General features: G+C 70.3%; 21 protein-coding genes. 11 read left to right on the top strand and 10 right to left on the bottom strand.

Annotated elements, in window-relative coordinates; all coding sequences use genetic code 11:
• Positions 1-61: 61 nt before the first annotated feature.
• Both NGK70_RS06185 and recQ read right to left on the bottom strand, forming a co-directional pair.
• Positions 62-1,390, bottom strand: coding sequence for an SUMF1/EgtB/PvdO family nonheme iron enzyme (locus tag NGK70_RS06185; protein ID WP_251972401.1), 1,329 nt, complete (start codon positions 1,388-1,390; stop codon positions 62-64).
• A 115-nt stretch (positions 1,391-1,505) separates the two neighbouring features.
• Entirely contained in the window at positions 1,506-3,449 is a 1,944-nt protein-coding gene (recQ, locus tag NGK70_RS06180; RefSeq protein ID WP_251972400.1) for a DNA helicase RecQ, read from the bottom strand.
• A gap of 180 nt (positions 3,450-3,629) precedes the next feature.
• On the opposite strand from recQ, the gene NGK70_RS06175 reads away from it, so the two are divergent.
• The 5 genes from NGK70_RS06175 (at position 3,630) to NGK70_RS06155 (ending at position 9,675) form a co-directional block, all read left to right on the top strand.
• A complete protein-coding gene (locus tag NGK70_RS06175) occupies positions 3,630-5,915 on the top strand; it encodes a prolyl oligopeptidase family serine peptidase (RefSeq protein ID WP_251972399.1) in 2,286 nt (761 codons plus the stop codon).
• A 144-nt stretch (positions 5,916-6,059) separates the two neighbouring features.
• Positions 6,060-6,584, top strand: a complete 525-nt coding sequence (ssb, locus tag NGK70_RS06170; RefSeq protein ID WP_251972398.1) for a single-stranded DNA-binding protein — start codon at positions 6,060-6,062, stop codon at positions 6,582-6,584.
• Positions 6,585-6,753: 169 nt separating this feature from the next.
• Positions 6,754-7,455: a GNAT family N-acetyltransferase gene (locus tag NGK70_RS06165; RefSeq protein ID WP_251972397.1), complete on the top strand. Its 702-nt coding sequence runs from the start codon at positions 6,754-6,756 to the stop codon at positions 7,453-7,455.
• Between the two features lie 267 nt (positions 7,456-7,722).
• Positions 7,723-8,547 (top strand): DUF2726 domain-containing protein, encoded by an 825-nt coding sequence (locus NGK70_RS06160; RefSeq protein WP_251972396.1) that lies wholly within the window; start codon positions 7,723-7,725, stop codon positions 8,545-8,547.
• Between the two features lie 60 nt (positions 8,548-8,607).
• On the top strand, positions 8,608-9,675 hold the full coding sequence (locus tag NGK70_RS06155; RefSeq protein ID WP_251972395.1) for a serine/threonine protein kinase: 1,068 nt from the start codon (positions 8,608-8,610) through the stop codon (positions 9,673-9,675).
• Positions 9,676-9,714: 39 nt separating this feature from the next.
• Here the strand turns inward: NGK70_RS06155 and NGK70_RS06150 are convergent, their stop codons facing one another.
• Positions 9,715-10,167, bottom strand: a complete 453-nt coding sequence (locus NGK70_RS06150; RefSeq protein WP_251972394.1) for a V4R domain-containing protein — start codon at positions 10,165-10,167, stop codon at positions 9,715-9,717.
• A 247-nt stretch (positions 10,168-10,414) separates the two neighbouring features.
• Complete coding sequence (gene htpG / locus NGK70_RS06145) at positions 10,415-12,307, bottom strand: molecular chaperone HtpG (protein WP_251972393.1); 1,893 nt, start codon at positions 12,305-12,307, stop codon at positions 10,415-10,417.
• A 338-nt stretch (positions 12,308-12,645) separates the two neighbouring features.
• Here htpG and pilB point away from each other — a divergent pair, with 338 nt between their 5' ends.
• The 6 genes from pilB to NGK70_RS06115 all read left to right on the top strand — a co-directional run bounded on the left by pilB (position 12,646) and on the right by NGK70_RS06115 (position 18,496).
• Positions 12,646-14,370, top strand: a complete 1,725-nt coding sequence (gene pilB / locus NGK70_RS06140; protein ID WP_251972392.1) for a type IV-A pilus assembly ATPase PilB — start codon at positions 12,646-12,648, stop codon at positions 14,368-14,370.
• Between the two features lie 96 nt (positions 14,371-14,466).
• Complete coding sequence (locus NGK70_RS06135; RefSeq protein ID WP_251972391.1) at positions 14,467-15,693, top strand: type II secretion system F family protein; 1,227 nt, start codon at positions 14,467-14,469, stop codon at positions 15,691-15,693.
• Positions 15,694-15,825: 132 nt separating this feature from the next.
• The gene (locus NGK70_RS06130; RefSeq protein WP_251972390.1) at positions 15,826-16,761 is read left to right on the top strand and encodes a prepilin peptidase; all 936 of its coding nucleotides are present in this window, start codon (positions 15,826-15,828) and stop codon (positions 16,759-16,761) included.
• The gene (coaE, locus tag NGK70_RS06125) at positions 16,761-17,384 is read left to right on the top strand and encodes a dephospho-CoA kinase (RefSeq protein WP_251972389.1); all 624 of its coding nucleotides are present in this window, start codon (positions 16,761-16,763) and stop codon (positions 17,382-17,384) included. Before NGK70_RS06130 ends, coaE begins: the two co-directional genes overlap by 1 nt.
• A gap of 114 nt (positions 17,385-17,498) precedes the next feature.
• Positions 17,499-18,254 (top strand): cell division protein ZapD, encoded by a 756-nt coding sequence (gene zapD / locus NGK70_RS06120; RefSeq protein WP_251972388.1) that lies wholly within the window; start codon positions 17,499-17,501, stop codon positions 18,252-18,254.
• Positions 18,255-18,271: 17 nt separating this feature from the next.
• Positions 18,272-18,496: a DNA gyrase inhibitor YacG gene (locus NGK70_RS06115; protein ID WP_251972387.1), complete on the top strand. Its 225-nt coding sequence runs from the start codon at positions 18,272-18,274 to the stop codon at positions 18,494-18,496.
• A gap of 35 nt (positions 18,497-18,531) precedes the next feature.
• On the opposite strand, the gene NGK70_RS06110 is transcribed toward NGK70_RS06115, so the two are convergent.
• The 6 genes from NGK70_RS06110 to NGK70_RS06085 form a co-directional block, all read right to left on the bottom strand.
• Positions 18,532-19,005: an NUDIX domain-containing protein gene (locus NGK70_RS06110; protein WP_251972386.1), complete on the bottom strand. Its 474-nt coding sequence runs from the start codon at positions 19,003-19,005 to the stop codon at positions 18,532-18,534.
• Positions 18,998-19,942, bottom strand: a complete 945-nt coding sequence (locus tag NGK70_RS06105; protein ID WP_251972385.1) for an ATP-binding protein — start codon at positions 19,940-19,942, stop codon at positions 18,998-19,000. The genes NGK70_RS06110 and NGK70_RS06105 overlap by 8 nt, the downstream gene beginning before the upstream one ends.
• A gap of 52 nt (positions 19,943-19,994) precedes the next feature.
• Positions 19,995-20,678: a ligase-associated DNA damage response endonuclease PdeM gene (gene pdeM, locus NGK70_RS06100; protein WP_428985606.1), complete on the bottom strand. Its 684-nt coding sequence runs from the start codon at positions 20,676-20,678 to the stop codon at positions 19,995-19,997.
• Positions 20,675-21,424 (bottom strand): nucleoid occlusion factor SlmA, encoded by a 750-nt coding sequence (gene slmA / locus NGK70_RS06095; RefSeq protein ID WP_251972383.1) that lies wholly within the window; start codon positions 21,422-21,424, stop codon positions 20,675-20,677. The genes pdeM and slmA overlap by 4 nt, the downstream gene beginning before the upstream one ends.
• A gap of 107 nt (positions 21,425-21,531) precedes the next feature.
• Complete coding sequence (locus tag NGK70_RS06090) at positions 21,532-22,266, bottom strand: pyrimidine 5'-nucleotidase (protein ID WP_251972382.1); 735 nt, start codon at positions 22,264-22,266, stop codon at positions 21,532-21,534.
• On the bottom strand, positions 22,263-22,832 hold the full coding sequence (locus NGK70_RS06085; protein ID WP_251972381.1) for a Uma2 family endonuclease: 570 nt from the start codon (positions 22,830-22,832) through the stop codon (positions 22,263-22,265). The genes NGK70_RS06090 and NGK70_RS06085 overlap by 4 nt, the downstream gene beginning before the upstream one ends.
• Positions 22,833-22,863 lie beyond the last annotated feature (31 nt).

Here is a 22,863-nt window from a genome sequence, read left to right as displayed (position 1 = left end):
AGCGGGTCAAGTTAGCGATCGCGGTCGAGTGCCATCAAAATATTGACCGACCTCTACCCGCTCAGGCCCGCACACCCTCAGTGTCTTCCATCATCCAGGGTGACCCGCCCGGGCCATGACAGTTCGTGAGACTCTCACCAAATGCATAGGGCGTGATGGTGCCGGCCCGCGCCGCGTACTCCCACTCGGCCTCGCTGGGCAGGCGGTAGGTCTGGCCGGTCTTGCCGCTCAGCCACTTCACGTACTGCTGCGCGTCGCTCCAGCTCACATTGATCACCGGGCGCTGACCGCGACCCCACCCCTCATCGCCCGGCTTGTGCTTGCAGCCACCGGCCCCCACGCAGGCATCCCACTGGCGGAAGGTCACCTCGTACTGCCCGACCGCGAACGACGCCACCTTCACGCGGTGCTGCGGGCCTTCGTCATCGTCGCGCCCCGGCTCGCTCTCGGGCGACCCCATCATGAAGCTCCCGGCCGGCAGCACGACCATCCAGGGGCAGCTGTCGTCGTCGCAGTCGCGGAAGCGTTGGCCGACGGCGAGCGGCTGGGGCTGCGGCGGGGGCTCCTTGGGCTTCAGTTGGAGGCTGTTGTAGATCTCCTGACCGTCCGGCTTGGCCTGGCGCAGCGCCTCGGCCTGGGCGGCCGTGAGGGCGGGTGGTACCGCCGGGCTGGCCGCCGCGGCGGGCTCTGCCTTCGATGAGGGCGGCGCTTGAACCGGGGCAGAAACCGGGTTGGGCGCGACCGACGCTGCCACCTCGGCGGGCGCAGCGGCCAGTGCCGGCCTGGACGGCTGGTTGGCATACCAGACAGCGCCAAGCGCCAGGGCGCCCACACCCGCGGCCATTCCGGCGGTCTTCGCCGTCCAGCCGGGGCCAGCACCGACAGCGGCGCCCGCGGGCTTGGGGGTGGCCTCACCGGCTGGCGCGCCCGGCAGCATCCTGCGCAGGCTGCCGACCAGCCGGCCAATGTCGGCATCGAAGCGCTGGAAGTCCAGGTCGATCTTCTGCCGCCGCGCCAGCGGCTCCAGGTCGGCCGGCAGGTCCACCGTGCGCGGCATGGGGGCACCGTCCAGCAGCACCGGCACCACGCGGATGTTGCGCTGCAGCGCGGTGCGCAGCTCGATGCGCACAAAGTCGTTCACATCATCGAGCCGCCGCCGGCCGCTGCCGTCCTTCGCGTCAATCCACCCCGGGCCGATCAGCGCCAGCATCACCTGGCAATGCTGCAACTGCCGCTCCAGCGAATCGACGAAATCCACCCCGTAGTCCAGCCCCTCCTGGTCGATGAACACCTGATGGGCGCCGAACTCGCGCGACAGTCTTTCAAAAATCGCCCGCGCCTCCTTCAAGGAATCCTGGCGGCGGTAGCTGATGAAGATGCCGGCGGGCATGGTGCTTGGCGTTGTTCTGTGGCGCCGAAGCCCCTCCCCGGCGTGGGGGTCATTCTAGGCAGCGTGGGGGTTTTCGCAGATCGGTGCCGGCGACAGCGGGCGACAACGCGGTGGTTCAATCCCCCGCCGCCAGCACCCGCAGGATCTCCACCCCATAGGCTTCCAGCTTCTTCGCGCCGACGCCGGTGATCTCGCCCAGCTCGGCCGGGTTGCCCGGCTGGCGGCGGGCCATCTCGGCCAGGGTGGCGTCGTGGAAGATGACGTAGGCGGGCAGGCTGTGCTCGCGGGCGATCTCGGCGCGCCAGCGCTTGAGCGCCGCGTAGCGCGCCTGGGCGGAGGCGTCCAGCTGCCCCTCGGCCGCGCCCCGGCTGCCCGCCGACTTGCCGCGTGCGCCCTTGCCGCCTCGACGCGATGGGGCCTCCGGCGCCTGGCGCAGCAGCACCCGCACCTCGCCCTTGAGCACCGCGCGGGCGCTGTCGGCCAGTGTGAGGGTGTTGTATTCGCCCTCGGCCACCACGTGGCCCTGGGCGACGAGCTGGCGCAGCACGGCGCGCCACTGCTGCTCGCTCAGATCCGCGCCGATGCCGAAGGTGGTCAGCTCGGCGTGGCCGTACTGGCTGACCTTGTCGGTGGTCTTGCCGCGCAGCACGTCGATCAGGTGCCCGGCGCCGAAGCTGCGCGCGCCAAAGCGCTGCTGGCCATGCTGCTGGAATCGATAGATGCAGCTCAGCAGCTTGCGCGCCGCCTCGGTGGCATCCCAGATCGCTGGCGGATGCAGGCAGTTGTCGCAATTCCCGCAGGGTGAACTCTCTTCACCGAAATAGGCCAGCAGCGCCACGCGGCGGCAGGCGGGCGACTCGGCCAGGGTGAGCAGCGCGTCGAGCTTGCTGCGCTGGACGCGCTTGTACTCTTCGCCCGCCGGGCTCTCGTCGATCATGCGGCGCTGGTTGACCACGTCGGCCAGGCCGTAGGTCATCCAGGCGTCGGCGGGCTCCCCGTCGCGGCCGGCGCGGCCGGTCTCCTGGTAGTAGCCCTCGATGTTCTTGGGCAGGTCCAGGTGGGCGACGAAGCGCACGTCCGGCTTGTCGATGCCCATGCCGAAGGCGATGGTGGCCACCATGACGATGCCGCCGTCCTGCGACTCCTGGCGCAGGAAGCGGTCCTGGTGGCGGCGGCGCAGGTCGGCGTCCAGGCCGGCGTGGTAGGGCAGCGCCTGGATGCCCTCGTCGTTCAGCCAGGCGGCGGTCTCCTCGACCTTCTTGCGGCTGCCGCAGTAGACGATGCCGCTGTCGTGGCCGTCGCCGCCCTCATGCTCGTCGCGGATGAAGCGCAGCAGCTGGCGCTTCGGGTCGCTCTTCTCGACGATGGTGTAGCGGATGTTGGGCCGGTCGAAGCTGCTGATGAAGAGGCGCGCGGCCTGCAACTGCAGCCGCTCGACGATGTCGGCGCGGGTGTGGTCGTCGGCCGTGGCGGTCAGCGCCACCCGCGGCACGCCCGGGAACTGCTCATGCAGCACCGACAGCTGCAGGTACTCCTCGCGGAAGTCGTGGCCCCACTGGCTGACGCAGTGCGCCTCGTCGATGGCGAACAGCGCCAGCCTGCCGCGCTCGTGCAGCGACACCAGCATGCCCTGCAGGCGCGGCGTCATGAGCCGCTCGGGCGCCACGTAGAGCAGCACCAGCCGGCCCGAGAGCAGCTCGCGCTCGACCTGCTGGGCCTCGTCCAGGCCCTGGCTGGAGTTCAGGAAGGCGGCGTGCACGCCCACCTCTTCGAGCGCGCCGACCTGGTCGTGCATCAGGGCGATCAGCGGGCTGACAACCACCGTCACGCCCCGGCCAGCACGATGGCGCACGATGGCGGGCACCTGGTAGCACAGGCTCTTGCCGGCACCGGTGGGCATCAGCACCAGCGCGTCATGGCCGCTGACGACGTGATCCACCACCGCCTCCTGCTGGCCGCGGAAGGTGGCGTAGCCGAAGACGTCGGCCAGCACGCGGCGGGCGGCGCCGAGATCGGCGTCGGCGGGGAAGGCAGGGTCCAGGGCGGCAGCAGGGGTCATCGCGGCCGAGATGGTAGCGGTGCGGCCACATCCGGCCACACCCCGGCCGGGCAGCGGCGGTCGCACCCTGGGGTGAGTGCTGCAGCAGCGGCGCTGGTTCTTTGTCACACTGCGCAGGCAATCCCGCGCTCCGGCCCCGGCCGGCGGCTCCTCGCTTCCAACGACGGCAGGTGATTCCACGTGACGCCCATCCCTTCCTGGACCCCGACCCAGCCCTCCCGGGCCCGCCGTTGGCGGTTCACCGCAGCGCTGGTCGCCTGCGCGGGCATCGCCCTGCCGGCCATGGCGCAGAGCCCTGGCGCCGCCACAGCCGCGCCCGCGGCAGCCGCGTCGCCCGCCGCTGCCCTGCCGGTGGCCCCGGTGCGCGACGTGCCAGAGACCTTCTACGGCACCACGGTGCCCGACCCCTACCGCTGGCTGGAGGACAAGTCCGGTGCCGAGGCGCAGGCCTGGATGCGCGCCCACAGCGACCACGCCCGCGCGACGCTGGAGCGCCTCCCGGGGCGCGCGGCGATGCTGGAGCGGCTGCTGAAGGTGGACGCCTCGGTCACCGGGCGGGTCTCGGCGGTGGTGCGCGAAACCGGTGACCGCTGGTTCTTCGAGCGCCGCGGCGCGCAGGACAACCAGTTCAAGCTCTACCTGCGGCAGGGGCTGGCGGGCGCCGAGCGCCTGCTGGTCGACCCTGAGGCGATGGAGAAGGCCACCGGCAAGCCCCACGCCATCAACTACCACCGGCCCGCGCCGGGCGGGCGGCTGCTGGCCTACGGCGTCTCGCAGCAGGGCTCGGAAGAGGCCGTGCTGCACCTGCTGGACACGCGCAGCGGCAAGGCGGTGGGTGAGCCGATCGACCGGGTCAACTGGGGCATCCTGGGCTGGTCGCCACGCGGTGACGCCCTGCTGTTCAACCGGCTGCAGGCGCTGAAGCCCGGCATGGCGGAGACGGAGAAGTACCAGAACAGCCGGGTCTGGCTGCTCAGGCCGGGCGCAGCGGCCGACAAGGCCGTGCCCGTGTTCGGCCCCGGCCTGCCCGGCGTGACGATGAGCCCGGCCGAGCTGCCGGCCGTGTCGATCACGCACGACGGCCGCTGGGCGCTGGGCCTGGCCATCAACGGCACGCAGCGCGAGCTGGGCCTGTACCTCAGCCCGGCCGCCGACCTGCTGGCCGGCCGCCCGCGCTGGCGCCAGCTCTTCGACGCCCGCGCCGAGATCACCGGCGTGAGCTACCAGCGCAACACGCTCTACCTGCTCAGCCACCAGGGCGCCAGCCGCTCCCAGGTGCTGAGCCTGGACCTGGCGCGGCCGGACCTCGCGGCGGCGAAGGTGATCGTGCCCGCCAGCGAGCGGGTGGTCACCGGCATCGCCACGGCGGCCGACGCGCTGTACATCGAGCTGCGCGACGGCAACGTCAAACGCCTGTTCAAGCGCGCCCACCGCGCCACAGCGCCGGTGGTGGAGGTGCCGCTGCCGCTGGCCGGATCCTTCCAGCTCAATGACGACGAAGGCGGCCCCAGCAGCGCCGACCCGCGCCTGCCCGGTGTGGTGATCGACCTGCAGGGCTGGACCCGGGCGCGGCAGATCTACCAGGTCAGCGCCGACGGCCGGGTGCGCAACACCGGCCTGCAGCCCAGCGGGCCCTACGACGAACTCAAGGACGTCGAGACCCGCGAGGTGCTGGTCAAGAGCCACGACGGCGCGATGGTGCCGATGTCGGTGATCCTGCGCCGCGGCACCGCGCTCGATGGCAGCCGCCCGACGCTGATCTACGGCTACGCCAGCTACGGCGTGACCGAGGAGCCCTTCTACAGCATCAGCCGCACCGCCTGGCTGGACGCGGGCGGCGTTCTGGCGGTCATCAACCCGCGGGGCAGCAGCGTCTACGGCGAGGACTGGTACCGCGCCGGCTTCCAGACCACCAAGCCCAACACCTGGAAGGACACCATCGCCTGTGCCGAGTGGCTGATCGCGCAGGGCTACACCCGGCCGGCGAAGCTGGGCATCTGGGGCGGCAGCGCGGGCGGCATCCTGGTGGGCCGGGCGATCACCGAGCGGCCGGACCTGTTCGCCGCTGCGGTGCCGATGGTGGGCGCGCTGGACATGGTGCGCGCCGAGGTCACGCCCAACGGCGTGCCCAACATCCCCGAGTTCGGCACGCGCACCACCGAGGCGGGCTTCCGCGCCCTGCTGGCGATGAGCACCTACCACCAGATCCGCGACGGGGTGAAGTACCCCGCCGTGCTGCTGACGCACGGCGTCAACGACCCGCGGGTGGAGGTCTGGCACAGCAGCAAGGCGGCGGCGCGCCTGCTGGCCGCCAGCACATCCGGTCGGCCGGTGCTGCTGCGGCTGGACTGGGACGCCGGCCATGGCATCGGCAACACCAAGCGGCAGATGTGGGAGGAGCGCGCCGATGTGTTCAGCTTCCTGCTCTGGCAGATGGGTGAGCCGGGCTTCCAGCCACCACCCTGAATCACACGGGACACCCCCGCAGGGGTGAAAGCCACCGCCAACCCGTCGGGCAAAATCCACGGTTTCGCACACACACAGCAGCAACCCGCCCCCGCCCCGCCGTCATCGGCACCGGGTGGGGCGGCGCAAACAGGAACAGCAGCCATGGCATCGGTCAACAAAGTCATCCTCGTCGGCAACCTCGGCCGCGACCCCGAAGTGCGCTACTTCCCCAACGGCGGCGCGGTGTGCAACGTCACGCTGGCCACCACACGGAACTGGAAGAGCAAGGACACCGGCGAGCGCCAGGAGGAGACCGAGTGGCACCGCGTGGTCTTCCGCGACAAGCTGGCCGAGATCGCCGGCCAGTACCTGCGCAAGGGCCGCTCCGTCTACGTCGAAGGCCGCCTGAAGACCCGCAAGTGGCAGGACAAGGAAGGCCGCGACAGCTACACCACTGAGATCCTGGTCGACGAGATGCAGATGCTCGGCGGCCGCGAGGGCATGGGCGGGCCCGGTGGCGCGGCCGAGGGCGGCGACGACATGGGCGGTGGCTACGAGCCGGCCCCCGAGCGCCGCGCCGCCCCCGCCCCCAGGGCGGCGGCCCCCGCACCGCGCGCCCCGGCACCGGCACCGGCACCGAAGTCGGCCACCGGCTTCGATGACATGGACGACGACATCCCCTTCTGACCCCCAGGTGCCGGGCTGAGCCCGGCCCGGCGTCTCAGGGAGGGCCGCGAACATGCGGCACCGGGGGAAGTCCGCTGAACCGGCAATCCTGCCGCGTCGGGTCTGGCCACCCCCTTGATTCCGGAGCCTCGCGCCCGATAACTAGGGATAACCCCTAGAATCGGCCGCCATGGATACCGCCACCACCTCCACCGGGGCTGCCCAGCCTCCTCTGCGCCGCTGGCTGGGCCCGCTCGGCACGGCGCGCTGGTGGGATTGGGTGCCCATCTGCCAACTGGGCGAGCAGCACGGGCCGCTGATCGAGGCGCACTTGCTGGCGCTGGGTGACCGTGATCGCTACCTGCGTTTTGGCTACCCGGCCACCGACGAGCGCATCCGTCAGCACGCGGCACAGCTGGACTTTGGCCGGCACGAGCTGTTCGGCATCTTCAATCGCCGCCTGCAGCTGGTGGGCACCGCCCACCTGGCCTACGCCGACCTGTCACGCAGCATGTGCGAGTTCGCCGTCTCGGTGCTGCCGCACACACGCGGCCGTGGCTATGGCAAGCGCCTCTTCGCCCACGCGGTACGGCACTGCCAGAATCGCCGCGTCGACCAGCTCTTCATCCATGCCCTGAGCGAGAACACGGCCATGCTGCGCATCGCCCGCGGCGCGGGCGCCCGGCTGCAGCACGAGGGCGGGGAATCGGAAGCCTGGCTGCAACTGCCACCCGACAGCGTGGGCTCGCACATGACCGAGTTGGTGGACACGCGCGCTGCCGCGCTCAACCACCTGTTCAAGCGCCAGCAGGAGCTGCTGCGCTGGAGCCTCGGCTTGGTGGTCGATGTGAAGGCCCGCCTGGCGCACCTGCGCGGCATTGCCAGCCAGTGAGCGCCCCCATCCCCCGATAAAAGGCCACCCTCGCGGTGGCCTTTTTGCTGGTTTGCTGCCGCTTCAGCGCCTGGCAGAACCCCGGTCCACCCGACGTTGGCGGCCGATTTCGCATTCGGGCGGCCTGGATGGCCCTTCATCGCACTCAGCCCAGGGATTCACAAGTAGTTACAAACTTTCGTAGGATGCAACCCGAAGTGAAACGCCGAAATTGCCGATGACCTCTGGCAACCCCCGGTGTCACCAACCTTTGGAACCCCCATCACCATGTCCATTCCCGCCTGGATCTTCGCCGTCGCCGCGGCTGCCGTGGTCGCCGGCCTGGTCGTGCTGGCCATGCGGCGCGGCGCACCCGGCAAGGCCGGAGAAACCGAACTGCCCGAGGAGTGGCCGCTGATCCAGCGCTCCATCTTCTCGGCCGAGGAACGCGCGCTGTACCGCCAGCTGCGCGCCGCGCTGCCGCACCACACCATCCTGGCCAAGCTGCCACTGGTGCGCTTCTGCCAGCCGATGGACCGCAACGATCTGGGCTACTGGTTCAAGCTGCTGGGACCGATCCACGTGAGCTTCGTCGTGTGCGCCGAGAACGGCCGCGTGCTGGCTGCGCTGGACATCGAGAAGGCCTCGCGCCCCACCGCCAAGCGGGTCGCCACGATCAAGCAGTCGGTGCTGGAAGCCTGCCGCATCCGCTACGTGAAGTGCCGCAGCGACCAGCTGCCCACCGCCGCCGAGCTGCAGCTGCTGGTGCCGCAGCAGGGCGAGATGTCGCGCCCGCTGGTGCCCCCCCACGTGCAGGACCTGGCCGAGCGCCGCAGCACGCTGGCCCATGCGGTGCGTGATCCGCGCGGCGAACGCGAGACGCAGTGGTACGAATCCGGCTATGCGCAGGACTCCTTCTTCGCCCCGGACAGCCAGCGCGACACCTTCAGCGAGCAGGCCACCCCGAGCGCAGCGGCCACCGAGCGCCGCTCGCCGCTCGACTCCGGCCCGCGCCGCCCGTCCGTGGCGGCCCGCCATGCCCCGGCCGGCGGGCCAGCGGGCAAGCTGCCCGGCGAGGACGACCTCGGCGCCAACATCATCGGCCGGCGCTGACGCGGCCGCCCCAGCGGCGCGAGCACATCACGATCACGCCACTGGTCTAGGATGCGTCGGATGACTTCCGACGCGCACGCCCTTGCCCCGCCACCAGACGCCCTGTCAGGCCAGCCCTATGCCGGCCTGACGCCGCACGAGGTGCTCGACGCGCTGGACGCGGCGGGCCTGCGCGGCGACGGCCGCATCCTGCAGCTCAACTCCTACGAGAACCGCGTCTTCCAGGTGCACCTGGAGGACCCCCACCCCACGGGTGGCCCGGTGGTGGTGGCCAAGTTCTACCGCGCCGGGCGCTGGAGCGATGCGCAGATCCTCGAAGAGCATGGCTTCGCGCTCGAACTGGCCGCCGCCGAAGTGCCGGCGGTGCCGCCCCTGGCCCTGAGCGTGGCCGCTGACGATGTGCGCCTGGTCGGCGAGCCGCCCACGCTGGCCCAGCGCGGACCGTGGCGCTACGCCGCCAGCCCGCGCTGCGGCGGCCGTGCGCCGGAGCTGGAAGACCCGCAGGTGCTGGAGTGGATCGGCCGCTTCCTGGCCCGGCTGCACGCGGTCGGCCAGCGCCGACCCTTCGTCCACCGGCCGACGTTGGCCGGCACCGGGCCAGCACGCGCCTCACTTGCCTGGCTGCTCGACCAGGACCTGCTGCCGCCCACGGTGCGCAGCCGCTGGCACGAGGCGGCACAGGCCGCGCTGGCCGCCGTGGATGCCGCCTTTGCCCGCCACGGCCAGCTCCAGCTGCTGCGCCTGCACGGCGACTGCCACATCGGCAACCTGCTGTGGACGCCCGATGGTCCGCATTTCGTCGACCTGGACGACGCGGTCAACGGCCCGGCGGTGCAGGACCTGTGGATGCTGCTGGGCGGTGACCGCCCCGAGATGCAGGCCCAGTTGGGCGCGCTGCTGGACGGCTATGAGTCGATGCGCGAGTTCGACCGCCGCGAGCTGGCGCTGATCGAGCCGCTGCGCACGCTGCGCGTCCTGCAGCACAGCGTGTGGATCGCGCGGCGCTGGGACGACCCGGCCTTCCCGATCGCGTTTCCGTCATTCGAGAGCCCGGCCTACTGGGACCAGCAGGCCATGCTGCTGCGCGAGCAGATCGACGCCATCGACGCACCGCCACTGGTGGCCTGAGCCGCCGCGGCGTTGGCCGCACCGACGGCGTCAGCTGGCTCAGGGAATCACGAGGTCGAAACCGCAGGTCGCATTGCCCAGCCCGCCGATGCAGCTCACCTCGCGGGCCTGCACGTCCTTCTTCAGGATCGAGCCGACGGCGCCCGCGATCAGCCCGCCCTCGAAGTGGCAGAGCACCCGCCCCACCGGCGTCATGCCCGAGCAGGTGACGCACTCGCAGACGTCGACGTGGATGAGGTGATCGGTCAGGGTCGGGATCTTGATCAGCCCGATCTTCAGCTGGTCGCACAGGGCCAGGAAGTCATCGAGCTTGGTCAGCCCCAGCTCGCGGCCGAGCTTCTTGCCGGCGTAGTAGGTGACGGCCGAGGCGCCGGCCCCCAGGATGTCCTCCATCGCCACCAGGCGGACGAGGCGGAACAGCGCGAGCCCGACGGTATCGCCGAGGACGGGGCGGTGGATTTGCAGCGCGTTGTGCAGTTCGACGGGATTCATGGCGGGCGGCGCAGGCTGGCCGGAGTGCGACCGCCCGGACCCCTCGACGCACCCCCATGGCCGTGCCCGGATCCGATCGGCCGGGCCATGCTAGTGCCCGGCCTGCACAGCACCGCCGCACATGTCGGTGCTCAATGACGAGGGTCAAAGCCCTGCACGCAGGGCAGGGGTGCAGCGTGCAAAGTGGGCGCTTGCCTGTGCGGCCCGATCCACAGGAGCAGGCCGCACCAGGCGTTGGCAGGGAGCCTCAGCCCAGGATCAGCGCCTGGATGCGGCGCACGTGCGCGGCCGGATCTTCCAGCTGGCCGCCTTCGGCCAGCAGGGCGTTGTCGAACAGCACCTGCGCCAGGTCGTCGAAGGGCGCCGCGCCCTCCGGCAGCGCGGCCAGCTTCTTCACCAGCGCATGCTCGGCATTGACCTCCAGGATCGGCTGCGAAGCCGGTGCGCTCTGGCCGGCCTGCTTGAGCAGGCGCGCCAGGTGGCCGCTCATGTCACCCTCTTCGGTGACCAGGCAGGCCGGCGAGTCCACCAGTCGGGTGGTCACGCGCACGTCCTTGGCACGGTCGCCCAGCGCGGCCTTGATGCGCTCCAGCGTCGGCTTGAAGGACTCGGCGGCCGCTTCGGCCTGCTTCTTCTCTTCCTCGTCCTGCAGCTTGCCGAGGTCGACGGCGCCCTTGGCCACGCTCTGCAGCGACTTGCCCTCGAACTCGTAGAGGTGACTGAGCATCCACTCGTCGACGCGGTCGGTCAGCAGCAGCACCTCGATGCCCTTCTTGCGGAAGATCTCCAGCTGCGGGCTGTTCTTGGCGGCAGCCAGGGTGTCGGCGGTGATGTAGTAGATCGCCTCCTGGCCTTCCTTCATGCGCGACACGTAGTCAGCGAAGGACACGCCCTCGTCCGCCTGGGTGGAGGCAAAGCGCAGCAGCTTGGCCAGGCGCTCCTGGTTGGCGTGGTCCTCGCCGATGCCCTCCTTGAGCACGGCGCCAAACTGCTTCCAGAACTCGGCGTACTTGGCCTTGTCGTCAGCGCTCTCGCTGTCGGCCAGCGATTCGAGCATCGACAGCACCCGCTTGGTCGAGCCCTCGCGGATCGCCTTCACGTCGCGGCTTTCCTGCAGCAGCTCGCGGCTGACGTTCAGCGGCAGGTCGGCCGAGTCGATCACGCCCTTGACGAAGCGCAGGTAGACCGGCATCAGCGCCTCGGCGTCGTCCATGATGAACACGCGCTTGACGTACAGCTTCACGCCGCCGCGCTTGTCGCGGTTCCACAGGTCGAAGGGCGCCTTGGCCGGGATGTAGAGCAGCTGGGTGTACTCGCTGCGGCCTTCGACGCGGTTGTGCGTGTAGGCCAGCGGGGCGGTCTGGTCGTAGGTCAGCTGCTCGTAGAAGGCCTTGTACTCGGCGTCCGTCACGTCGCTCTTGCTGCGGGTCCACAGCGCGGCGGCCTTGTTGACGGTCTCCCACTCGTCGGAGATGACGTTCTCGCTCTTCTCGGCGTCCCAGGTCTCCTTGCGCATCAGGATGGGCAGGGAGATGTGGTCGGAGTACTTGGAGATGACCGACTTGATCTTCCAGGTGGAGAGGAACTCGTCCTCGCCCTCGCGCAGGTGCAGGATGACGTCGGTGCCGCGCTGCTCGCGGGTGATGGTCTCGACCTCGAAGTCCCCGGTGCCCTCGCTGCTCCAGCGCACGCCCTCGCCCTGCGGCAGGCCGGCGCGGCGCGATTCCACCGTGATGCGGTCGGCCACGATGTAGCCCGAGTAGAAGCCCACGCCGAACTGGCCGATCAGGTTGGCGTCCTTCTTCTTGTCGCCTTCCAGCGCCGCCATGAACTCCTTGGTGCCGCTCTTGGCGATGGTGCCCAGGTGGTCGATGGCCTCCTGCGCCGACAGGCCGATGCCGTTGTCGCTGATGACGATGCGGCGCGCCAACTTGTCGTAGCTCACCCGCACTTCAAGGTTGGGCTGGTCCTCGAACAGGCCGGCGTTGTTCAGCGCCTCGAAGCGCAGCTTGTCGCAGGCGTCCGAGGCGTTGGAGATCAGCTCGCGCAGGAAGATCTCCTTGTTGGAGTACAGCGAGTGGGTGACGAGGTGCAGCAGCTGCTTCACTTCGGCCTGGAACGACAGGGTCTGCTTCGTCATGGTCGGTGGCTTTCTGGGAATGAACAAAAGAAAAGGAAAGGAGGGCGGAAACGACGATGGCCGGGAAATGGCGCTGCCTGCGCGGATTTCAAGGGCGCGCCCAGGGCCGGATCGGCCCCGCGGCTGTGACAGGTCGCGGCAATTTGCAAGCAAATGCAGGCCCGAAGCGCCATGCCGGCGCCGCGTGGACGTGCTGGCCCCGGTACCGCAGCCTGGCAACGCCGGAATGATCCCCCGGGCGCGGGCTTGCGTGCCACAATTTACGGCGCCCCACGTGGGCCACCTTCCCAGCCTCTGCGCCCCCATCCCAGCTCGTTTCGTACCGCCCTGACTCCAACGTGGCCACCGAGATCGTCACCGAACCGCCCCAAAGCACCCTGTCGGGAGTCGCCCGTGTGCTGGTGCATGCCGGCAAGCTCAATGCCCGCACAGCCGAGGAGGTGGCCCGTTCGGCGCGCGACCAGCGCCGCAGCTTCGTCTCCGCCGTGATCAGCGCACAGGCGCTCACCTCTGCCGAGCTGGCGCATACGCTGTCGAGCGCATTGGCGGTGCCGCTGCTGGACCTGGACGCGGTGGACGTGCAGCGCCTGCCGCAGAACCTGGTCGACACCCGCACGCTGTCGCAGTTCCAGGTGCTGGTGCTGGGCAAGCGCGGCAACCGGTTGTTCATCGGCGGGGCCGACCCGACCGACCAGGAAGCGGTCGACCGCATCAAGTTCGCGACCCAGCTCACGCCCGAGTGGGTGATCGTCGAGTACGACAAGCTGATCAAGATCGTCGACGCGAAGTCGGCCACCGCGAGCGAGACGCTGGAGTCGATCGTCGCGGGCGATTTCGACTTCGACGTCGAGGAACAGGACCCCAACGCCAAGGCCGACGAGGACGTCAGCACCGAGGTCGAGGACGCGCCGGTGGTGCGCTTCCTGCAGAAGATGCTGATCGACGCGATCAACATGCGCGCCTCGGACCTGCACTTCGAGCCCTATGAGGCCACCTACCGGGTGCGTTTCCGCATCGACGGCGAGCTGCGCGAGATCACCCAGCCGCCGGTGGCGATCAAGGACAAGCTGGCCTCGCGCATCAAGGTGATCAGCCGCCTGGACATCGCCGAGAAGCGCGTGCCGCAGGACGGGCGCATGAAGCTGAAGTTCGGCAACCGCGCCATCGACTTCCGCATCAGCACGCTGCCCACGCTGTTCGGCGAGAAGATCGTGATCCGGATCCTGGACCCGTCGTCGGCCCGCCTGGGCGTGGACGCGCTGGGCTACGAGAAGGACGAGAAGGACCGCCTGATGCAGGCGATCCGCCGGCCCTACGGGATGATCCTGGTCACCGGCCCGACCGGCTCGGGCAAGACGGTGTCGCTCTACACCTGCCTGAACATCCTGAACCAGCCGGGCGTGAACATCTCGACCGTCGAGGATCCGGCCGAAATCAACCTGCCGGGCATCAACCAGGTCAACGTCAACGACAAGGCGGGGATGAACTTCGCCACGGCGCTGAAGGCCTTCCTACGCCAGGATCCGGACATCATCATGGTTGGCGAAATCCGCGACCTGGAAACCGCCGACATCGCGATCAAGGCCGCCCAGACCGGCCACCTGGTGCTGTCCACGCTGCACACCAACGACGCCCCGACGACGCTGACCCGGCTGTCCAACATGGGTGTGCCGGCCTTCAACATCGCCTCCAGCGTGATCCTGATCACCGCCCAGCGCCTGGCACGGCGGCTGTGCGAGAGCTGCAAGGCGCCGGCGGACTACCCGCGCGAAGCGCTGCTGCGCGCCGGCTACCGGCCCGAGGAGATCGACGGCAGCTGGAAACCCTACAAGGCGGTGGGCTGCTCGGCCTGCAACAACGGCTATCGCGGCCGCGTGGGCCTGTACCAGGTGATGCCGATCACGGAGAGCGTGCAGCGCTGCATCCTGTCCGAAGGCACCGCGCTGGACATCGCGCAGCAGGCCCTGCGTGAAGGGGTGCGCGATCTGCGCCAGTCCGGCCTCATCAAGGTCCGCGCCGGGGTGACGACACTGGAGGAGGTCATCTCGGTGACCAATCAGTAAGCACGGCAAGCGCAGCCGGCGGTCAACCGCCGGCAACGAGCGGCGCGCCGCCCCGAGGGCACGGCGACCTCGCCCGCATCAATTTTCGGAGGCTCAATGGCCACAGCAGCTGCACCGGCGGCGAAGAAGATCAAGGAATACGTCTTCGAATGGGAAGGCCGGGACCGCAACGGCAAGGCGGTGCGCGGCGAGCTGCGCGCGGGTGGCGAGGCCATGGTCAGCGCCAGCCTGCGCCGCCAGGGCATCCTGGTCAGCAAGGTCAAGAAGCGCCGCACCTCCGGCGGCAAGTCGATCAAGGGCAAGGACATCGCCGTGTTCACGCGCCAGCTGGCCACGATGCTCAAGGCCGGCGTGCCGCTGCTGCAGTCCTTCGACATCGTGGCGCGCGGCAGCCCGAACCCGCGGCTGACGCGCATGCTCACCGACATCCGCTCCGACGTGGAGACCGGCACCAGCCTGTCAGCGGCGTTTCGCAAGCACCCGATGCAGTTCGATGCGCTGTACTGCAACCTGGTCGAGGCGGGCGAGGCCGCCGGTATCCTGGAAACTCTGCTGGAGCGCCTGGCGGTCTACCAGGAAAAGACCATCGAGCTGCAGAACAAGATCCGCTCGGCACTGATCTACCCGGTGGCGGTGCTGGTGGTGGCCTTCGTGGTGGTGGCGGTGATCATGATCTTCGTGATCCCCTCATTCAAGGAGATCTTCCAGTCCTTCGGCGCCGACCTGCCACTGCCCACGCTGATCGTCATCGCGATCTCGGAGTTCTTCGTCCAATACTGGCTGCTGATCTTCGGCGGCATCGGCATGGGCGTGTACACGCTGCTGGAGAGTTGGAGGCGTTCGCCGAAGATGCAGATGAGCATGGACCGGCTGCTGCTGAAGGTGCCGATCTTCGGGCCGCTGGTGCACAAGGCGGCGGTGGCGCGCTGGTCGCGCACGCTGTCGACCATGTTCGCCGCCGGCGTGCCGCTGGTCGAGGCGCTGGACTCGGTGGGCGGCGCCGCCGGCAACGCGGTGTTCACTTCGGCCACCGAGCAGATCCAGCGCGACGTCTCCAGCGGCACGGCGCTCACCGCCTCGATGCAGGCCACCGGCATCTTCCCGAACATGGTGCTGCAGATGAGCTCGATCGGCGAGGAGTCCGGCTCGCTGGACCAGATGCTGGGCAAGGTGGCGGACTTCTACGAGCAGGAGGTGGACGAGGCGGTCAAGGGCCTGTCCACGCTGATGGAGCCGATCATCATCGTCGTGCTGGGCACCATCATCGGCGGCATCGTCGTCTCGATGTACCTGCCGATCTTCAAACTGGGTCAAGTCGTCTGATCACCCACCCCCGTAGCGACTCACGCCGCTCCCCCTCAAGGGGGCGCAACCAGTGGACCGGCAAAGCCGGATCCACGGTTGCCGCTTGAATGGGCAGCAACGCAACCCCCGGCAGTCGCCTTTGAGATGTTGATGGTCATTGATCTGCAGGGCGCGCTGGCCGCGCTGAGTCATCCGCTGGGCCTGGCGCTGCTGGGCCTGTGCATCGGCAGCTTCCTGAACGTGGTCGTGCACCGCCTGCCGCTGATGATGGAGCGGCAGTGGTGGAGCGAGGTGTCGCACCAGCTCGCCGACGAGGACGGGCACCGCCGCGTGCTCGGCGCCGAGCCGGCGGCCGGCATGGCAGCGATGGCAGCCACCCTGACCAAGGCCCTCTCCGGCCTCACACCGCTGGGCCTGGCGCGGCCGGCGTCGCGCTGCCCGCACTGCGGCCACGTGATCCGCTGGCACGAGAACCTGCCGCTGCTGGGCTGGCTGCGCCTGCGCGGGCGCTGCTCGGCCTGCCAGGCACCGATCGGGGTGCGCTACCCGCTGGTCGAGGCGGTCACCGCGCTGCTGTTCGTGGCGATCGGCAGCCGCTTCGGTGGCGCGCCGGTGGCGCTGCTGTGGTGCGGCTTTGCCGCCGTGCTGCTGGCGGCCAGCCTGATCGACTGGGACACCACGCTGCTGCCCGATGCCCTGACCCTGCCGCTGGCCTGGGCCGGGCTGATCGCTGCGGCCCTGGGCTGGACGCTACCGCTGGCCGAGGCGCTGTGGGGCGCGGTGGCCGGCTACCTGAGCCTGTGGTCGGTGTACTGGCTGTTCAAGCTCACCACCGGCAAGGACGGCATGGGCGGCGGCGACTTCAAGCTGCTCGCCGCGCTGGGGGCCTGGCTGGGCCCGACGATGCTGCTGCCGGTGATCCTGGGCGCCTCGGTGATCGGTGCGGTGGTGGGCATCGGCATGAAGCTCTCGGGTGCGCTGCGCGAGGGTCGCTACGTGCCCTTCGGCCCCTTCCTGGCCGGTGGTGGGCTGGTCGCGCTGCTGGCCGGGCCGGAGCGCGTGATGCGCTGGATGGGCTGGGCCTGATGAGCGCCGCCCCCACGATCCGCAAGATCGGCCTGACCGGCGGCATCGGCAGCGGCAAGAGCACCGTGGCGAACCTGCTGCGCGACCTCGGCGCCTGGGTGATCGACAGCGACGCGGTGGCGCACGAGCTCACCGCCCCGGGCGGCGCGGCGATCCCGGCCATTGCCGAGCGATTCGGCGCCGCGGCGATCGATGCCAGCGGCGCGCTGGACCGGGCCCATATGCGCGAGCGGGTGTTTGCCGACCCGGATGCCCGCAAGGCGCTGGAGGCGATCCTGCACCCGATGATCGGCGTGGCCACCCAGGCCGAGGCCGACCGGGCACCGGCCGATGCGCCGATCGTCTTCGACGTGCCGCTGCTGGTCGAGTCGCGCCACTGGGCCGGCCGGGTCGAGCGGGTGCTGGTGGTCGACTGCGCCGAGGCCACCCAGGTGCAGCGCGTGATGCAGCGCAATGGCTGGACGGCCGAAGCGGTCGAGCGCGTGATCGCCCAGCAGGCCAGCCGCAGCGCCCGGCGCGCGGTGGCCGATGCGGTGATCTACAACGACGGGCTCACGCTGGCACAGTTGCAGGCCCAGGTGCGCAGCCTCTGGCAGGCCTGGATCGGGCCGCTGCCGCCTTGAATGCCGCCGCTCGCTGCACTGCTGTGAAACAATCCCGCTGGTCGCCACAGGGCATTGCTGCGCACCCCCTGTGACCCCCTTCCCGATGTGCTGCCAGCGCGGGAGCCCGCTGCCTTGATCTTCTACGAATACCCGTTCAACGAGAGCATCCGCACCATGCTGCGGCTGGAACACCTGTTCCGCCGCCTGACGCTGCTGCTGCCGCGCGACGACGCGGTGGACCACCACTTCGCACTGGCCACGCTGTTCGAGGTCATGGACGTGGCCTCGCGGGCGGACCTCAAGAGCGACCTGCTGCTCGAACTCGACCGCCAGCGCCTGCAGCTGGCGGGCTACCGCGGCAACCCGTCGATCTCCGAGGCGGCGCTGGACCTGGCGATCCGCCGCCTCGACCAATCGCGCGAGCGCCTCGTGTCGCTGCCCGGCAAGGCCGGCGCGAGCCTCTCGAACAACGAGTGGCTGATGGGCATCCGCAGCCGCATCAACATCCCCGGCGGCACCTGCGAGTTCGACCTGCCCGGCTACTACGCCTGGCAACAGGAGAGCGCGCAACATCGGCGCGGCGACCTGCTGCGCTGGGTCGGCACGCTCGACCCGCTGGCCGAAGCGCTGGAGGTCTGCCTGGCGCTGCTGCGTGAAACCGGCTCGGCCCAGTCGGTGCGGGTGCGTGGCGGCGTGTACCAGCAGAGCCTGGGCAACGGACGCAGCTTCCAGCTGGTGCGCCTGCGCATCGACCCGGCGCTGCGCATCGTGCCGGAGATCAGCGGCAACCGGCTGCTGCTGGCGGTGCGGCTGATGCGCGCCGATGCCGATGGCCGCCTGCGGCCCGCGCCGGAGGACGTGTCCATCGACCTGACGCTGTGCGCCTGAGAGGCTGAGAACCCACCGTGACGACCGACCTCACGCCGGGCAGCCGGCGCCCGCCACCCACCGTCGCCTGCCCCACCTGTCGCCGGCCCAGCCTGTTCGCCCCCTCCAACCCCTGGCGGCCCTTCTGCTGCGAACGCTGTCGGCAGATCGACTTCGGCGCCTGGGCGGCCGGGGACTACAGCGTCCCCGCCGACGCGCCGCCAGACGACGATCCACGCCAACCCCCGCCGCGCGGGGACTGACACCCGCACCCTGGCCCCCGGCCGCAGCCGGTGCTTCAATCGCCGCGGTGCGTGGCACCGGCGAATTCGCGCTCGGCCGCCAGCCACTGCAGCACCGGCACCGTGCCCGGCAGCACCGGCACGACCTCGGTCGGCAGCGTCTGCCAGGCCATCGCCTGCTGCTCGCGCATCTCGAACTCGCCCGACCAGCCGAACACCTTGCAGAAGTGCAGGCGCACGCGCGCGTGCGGGTAGTCCATCACCAGCTCCTGCCAGCGCTCCACCTGGGCCGTGTCGATGGTGACGCCCAGTTCCTCGTGCAGCTCGCGCGCCAGCGCCGCCTCCACCGATTCGCCCGCCTCCAGCTTGCCGCCCGGGAATTCCCAGTAGCCGGCGTAGACCTTGCCCTCGGGCCGCGAGGTCAGCAGGAAGCGGCCTTCCCGGCCGGCGGCATCGCGCTCGATCAGCACGCCCACCGCCACGTCCACCGGCGTGCGCTCGCCCGCTGGCCCCGGCACCGCTTCAGACATGGTCCAGCCCGGCCGGGATGTCGTCACTTCCTGCGGCCATCGCGCCGGCGGCCGCACCGCCAACATCGCCCTGCGGCAGGCCGCGGCCGACGTAGTCGCGCGCAAACTGCTGCGCCACCCGGCCCGAGCGCGACCCGCGCTCCAGCGCCCAGACCAGCGCCTCCTGACGCGCCGCGGCGATGGCCGTCTCGTCCGCACCGAAGTGGCGCAGCCACTGGGCCGCGATCGCCAGGTACTCGCGCTGGCTGAAGGGGTAGAAGCTGATCCACATGCCAAAGCGCTCGGACAGCGAGATCTTCTCCTCCACCGCCTCGCCCGGGTGCAGCTCACCCTCGTCGGTGTAGGTGGCGCCGAGGTTGTCCAACATCCGCTCGGGCAGCAGGTGGCGGCGGTTGCTGGTGGCGTAGATCAGCACGTTCTCGCCGCCCTGCGACACCGTGCCGTCGAGCATCGACTTCAGCGCCTTGTAGCCGGCCTCGCCCTCCTCGAAGCTGAGGTCGTCGCAGTAGATGACGAAGCGCTCCGGCCGCCCGGACACCAGCTCGGCCAGGTCGGGCAGGTCGGTCAGGTCGGCCTTGTCCACCTCGATCAGCCGCAGGCCCTGCGGCGCGAACTCGTTCAGGCAGGCCTTGATCAGCGAGCTCTTGCCGGTGCCGCGCGCGCCGGTCAGCAGCACGTTGTTGGCCGGACGGCCGGCCACGAACTGCGCGGTGTTGCGCAGCAGGCGCTCCTTCTGCGCGTCGACCTCCTGCAGGTCGCCCAGGCGGATGGTCGCCACGTGGCGCACTGGCTCCAGCCAGCCGCTGGCGCCGCGCTTGCGGTAGCGGAAGGCCACGCCGGCATCCCAGTCGGGCGCCGTGAGGGGGTGAGGGAGAACGGCCTCCAGGCGCGCCAGCAGCGCCTCGGCCCGGGTGAGAAAAGTATCCAGATCAGCCATGGCGGGAAGTGTACGGGCCGCCCAAGGTCGGCCGCAGCCCCGGCCGCTGCGGTCAGCCGCCCGGCAGCGCCACCACCGCGTCGTCAGCGATGACGTACAACCGCTCGTCCGCCTGCGGCCGCACCGGGTGCATGCCGGTGAAGGCGCCGAAGGCCGGCAGCACGCCCGCCTCGGCCCCCAGCTGGAAGCAGGGCAGCCGCAGCCGGTCCCGCGCCCGCCCGCCCAGGTTCACGCAGGGGTGGACGTGCCCGGCCAGGGCGTAGGCGCCCGCCACCGTCTGCGGGTGGTGGCACAGCGCAAAGGGGCCGACGCGCCATGGTTCGTCGACCAGGGCGATGCCCAGATCGGCGGGCGGATCGCCGGCGCGGTCATCGTGGTTGCCGCGCACCAGTGTCACGGCCAGGCCGGCGTGGCGCTGCCGCCAGGCGCGCAGCAGCGCCGCTGGCGCCTCGTCGTGGGCGTGGCGCGAGTGCAGCAGGTCGCCCAGGAAGACCAGCTCTTCTACGCCCAGGGTGTCGATCAGCCCGCTCAGCCGCGCCAGGGTTTCACTGCCACTGCCACCCGGCACCGGCACGCCCAGGCGGCGAAAGCTCTGCGCCTTGCCCAGATGCACATCGGCCACCAGCAGCATCGCGCGTGCCGGCCACCACAGCGCGCGCTCGGGCAGCAACCAGAGGGCTTCGCCTGCCAGTGTCAGCGCCAGGGCGCCAGCGGACGGGGATCGGTCGTGGTTCAGAGCACCAAGTGCCGCAGCGCGGCGTCGAGGTGCTCGGTCGGGCTGCGCTTGAAACCCGAGCGCGCGTAGCGCTGCAGCCGGCCAGCGCAGAAGCTGGTCAGCACCGAGGCCAGCGCGCTGGACTCCACCGTCGGCGTGGCCGAGCCCCGCGCCTCGGCGGCCAGGCGCAGGCTCTGGCGCAGCTGCGACTCGATGCGGTCGAAGAACTGGTTCATGCGTGCCTGCAGCCGCTCGTGCTCGAATACCAGCGCGTCGCCCACCATCACCCGTGTCATGCCCGGGTTCTTCTCGGCGAACTGCAGCAGCACCGCCACCGTGCGCGCCGCCTGGGCCTGGCCGGTCGCCTCGCGCTCGCTGATCTGGTTGACGAGGGTGAAGATGCTGGTCTCGATGAACTCGATCAGCCCCTCGAACATCTGCGCCTTGCTGGCGAAGTGGCGGTACAGCGCCGCCTCGCTCACCTCCAGCCGCGCGGCCAGCGCCGCGGTGGTGACGCGCTCGGCGCCGGGCTGCTCCAGCATCTGCGCCAGCGTCTGCAGGATCTGCACCCGGCGCTCGCCGGGCTTGGGCCGCTTGCGGGCCGGCGCGGCGGCCGGGGCCGCTGCGACCAGGGCGGCGTCATCACGGGCCGAAGGCTCCGGCAATGGCGACAGCGATGGTGGCCCCGCGGCATCCGTCCCCTCGGCCAGCGGCTGCACGAGGTCATCGGCGGGCAAGCCAGGAGCAGAGACGGACGACTCGGTCATGGGTGACAGCAGGGGGAGCGGGCAGAGCGGGGGGAACGGCGAAAGGGGCAGCGATGGCCGCTGCGCCGCGGCTCGAATCCATCAAGGCACTCAGGCGCGACCAGCGATCAGCCGCACCGCCGCAGGACCACCGACCGGGTCAGCGCCTGCAGGCTGCGGATTCTGTCACACACGTACACAGGTCGGCGGTGCAGGCGGACCCCCACCTCGGGGCCGTGCGCGTTGCGCCGCAGCCAGCGCTGCATCCACACGGTGCCCATGCCCACGCGCCGCGCCGCCTTCTGGTGGCCCAGCGTGTCCTCGACCAGCACGCAGCGCCCGGGCGGCACGCGCAGCTGCACCGCCACGCGGCGCAGCATGCGCACGTCCGGCTTGGGGCGCAGCTGGCCGAACATGCGCATCTGGTCGATCGCGATCACGCCATTGAACAGCCGCGCCATGCCCAGTGCGCCCAGCACCCGCTCGGCATAGGCCAGCGGCGCGTTGGTCAGGATGAACTTCGCCCCCGGCAGCCGCGCCAGCGCGGCGAGGTCATGCGCGTGGGCACGCAGCCGGCTCTCCAGCCCCGGCAGCACATGGGTGTGATGCAGGAAGTGCGGCGCCTTCACGCCGTGGTGGCGCATCAGGCCGAGCAGCGTGGCGCCATAGCGGTGCCAGTAATGCCCGCGCAGCCGGTTGGCCTCCTCGGCCGACACCGCCAGCTCGCGCTCGATGTAGTCGTTCATCGACCGGTCGATCATCCCGAACGCCGCGTGCGAGGCGTCGTGCAGGGTGTTATCGAGGTCGAACAGCCAAACCGGCCGGCCTGACCTGGATGAGCGGGCAGCGCGGTCGCCGCTCACGCCTGCAGGTCGCCGAAGGTGTCCGCCGCGGTCAGGTCCAGGCCGATGCTGGTGAGCGGCAGCAGCGCGGCATCGCCCTCGCCCACCGGTTCGTGCAGCACCCAGCCCACCGTCTCGCGGCGGAACAGCTCCAGCCGGCGCGCATCGATGTCGACCAGCAGGTACTCCTGCAGCGAGGGCAAGCGGCGATAGGCCGCGAACTTGGCGCCCCGGTCGTAAGCCGCCGTCGAGTCCGACAGCACCTCCACGATCAGGCAGGGCGCCTGGATCGCCAGCGCGCGTGAGCGGTCCGCCTCGTCGCAGCTGACCATCACGTCGGGGTAGAACACCGCGTCGGCCGCCTCGACCTCCAGCTTCATGTCCGTCGGGTAGGCACGGCAACGCGTGCCGCGCAGGTGTTCGCGAAAACGGGCCGCCAGCGCGAGCGCCACCAGCGCATGCTCCTGGCGGGCGCCCACCATGGCGAAGACCTCGCCGGCCACGTACTCATTCTTGGTCGGCTGCTGGGTCTCCCAGGCAAAGTAGTCCTGGCGGTCGAAGGGCACTTTCGGCTGGGGCAGTCCCATGGCGGCAGTCCTCGGAGGGCAGGTGGAGGTC

This window comes from Sphaerotilus microaerophilus (genome assembly GCF_023734135.1).
Taxonomy (GTDB): Bacteria; Pseudomonadota; Gammaproteobacteria; order Burkholderiales; family Burkholderiaceae_C; genus Sphaerotilus; species Sphaerotilus microaerophilus.
The sequence above is the reverse complement of the archived record's forward strand: the minus strand, read 5'-3'. Positions and strand labels throughout refer to the sequence as shown.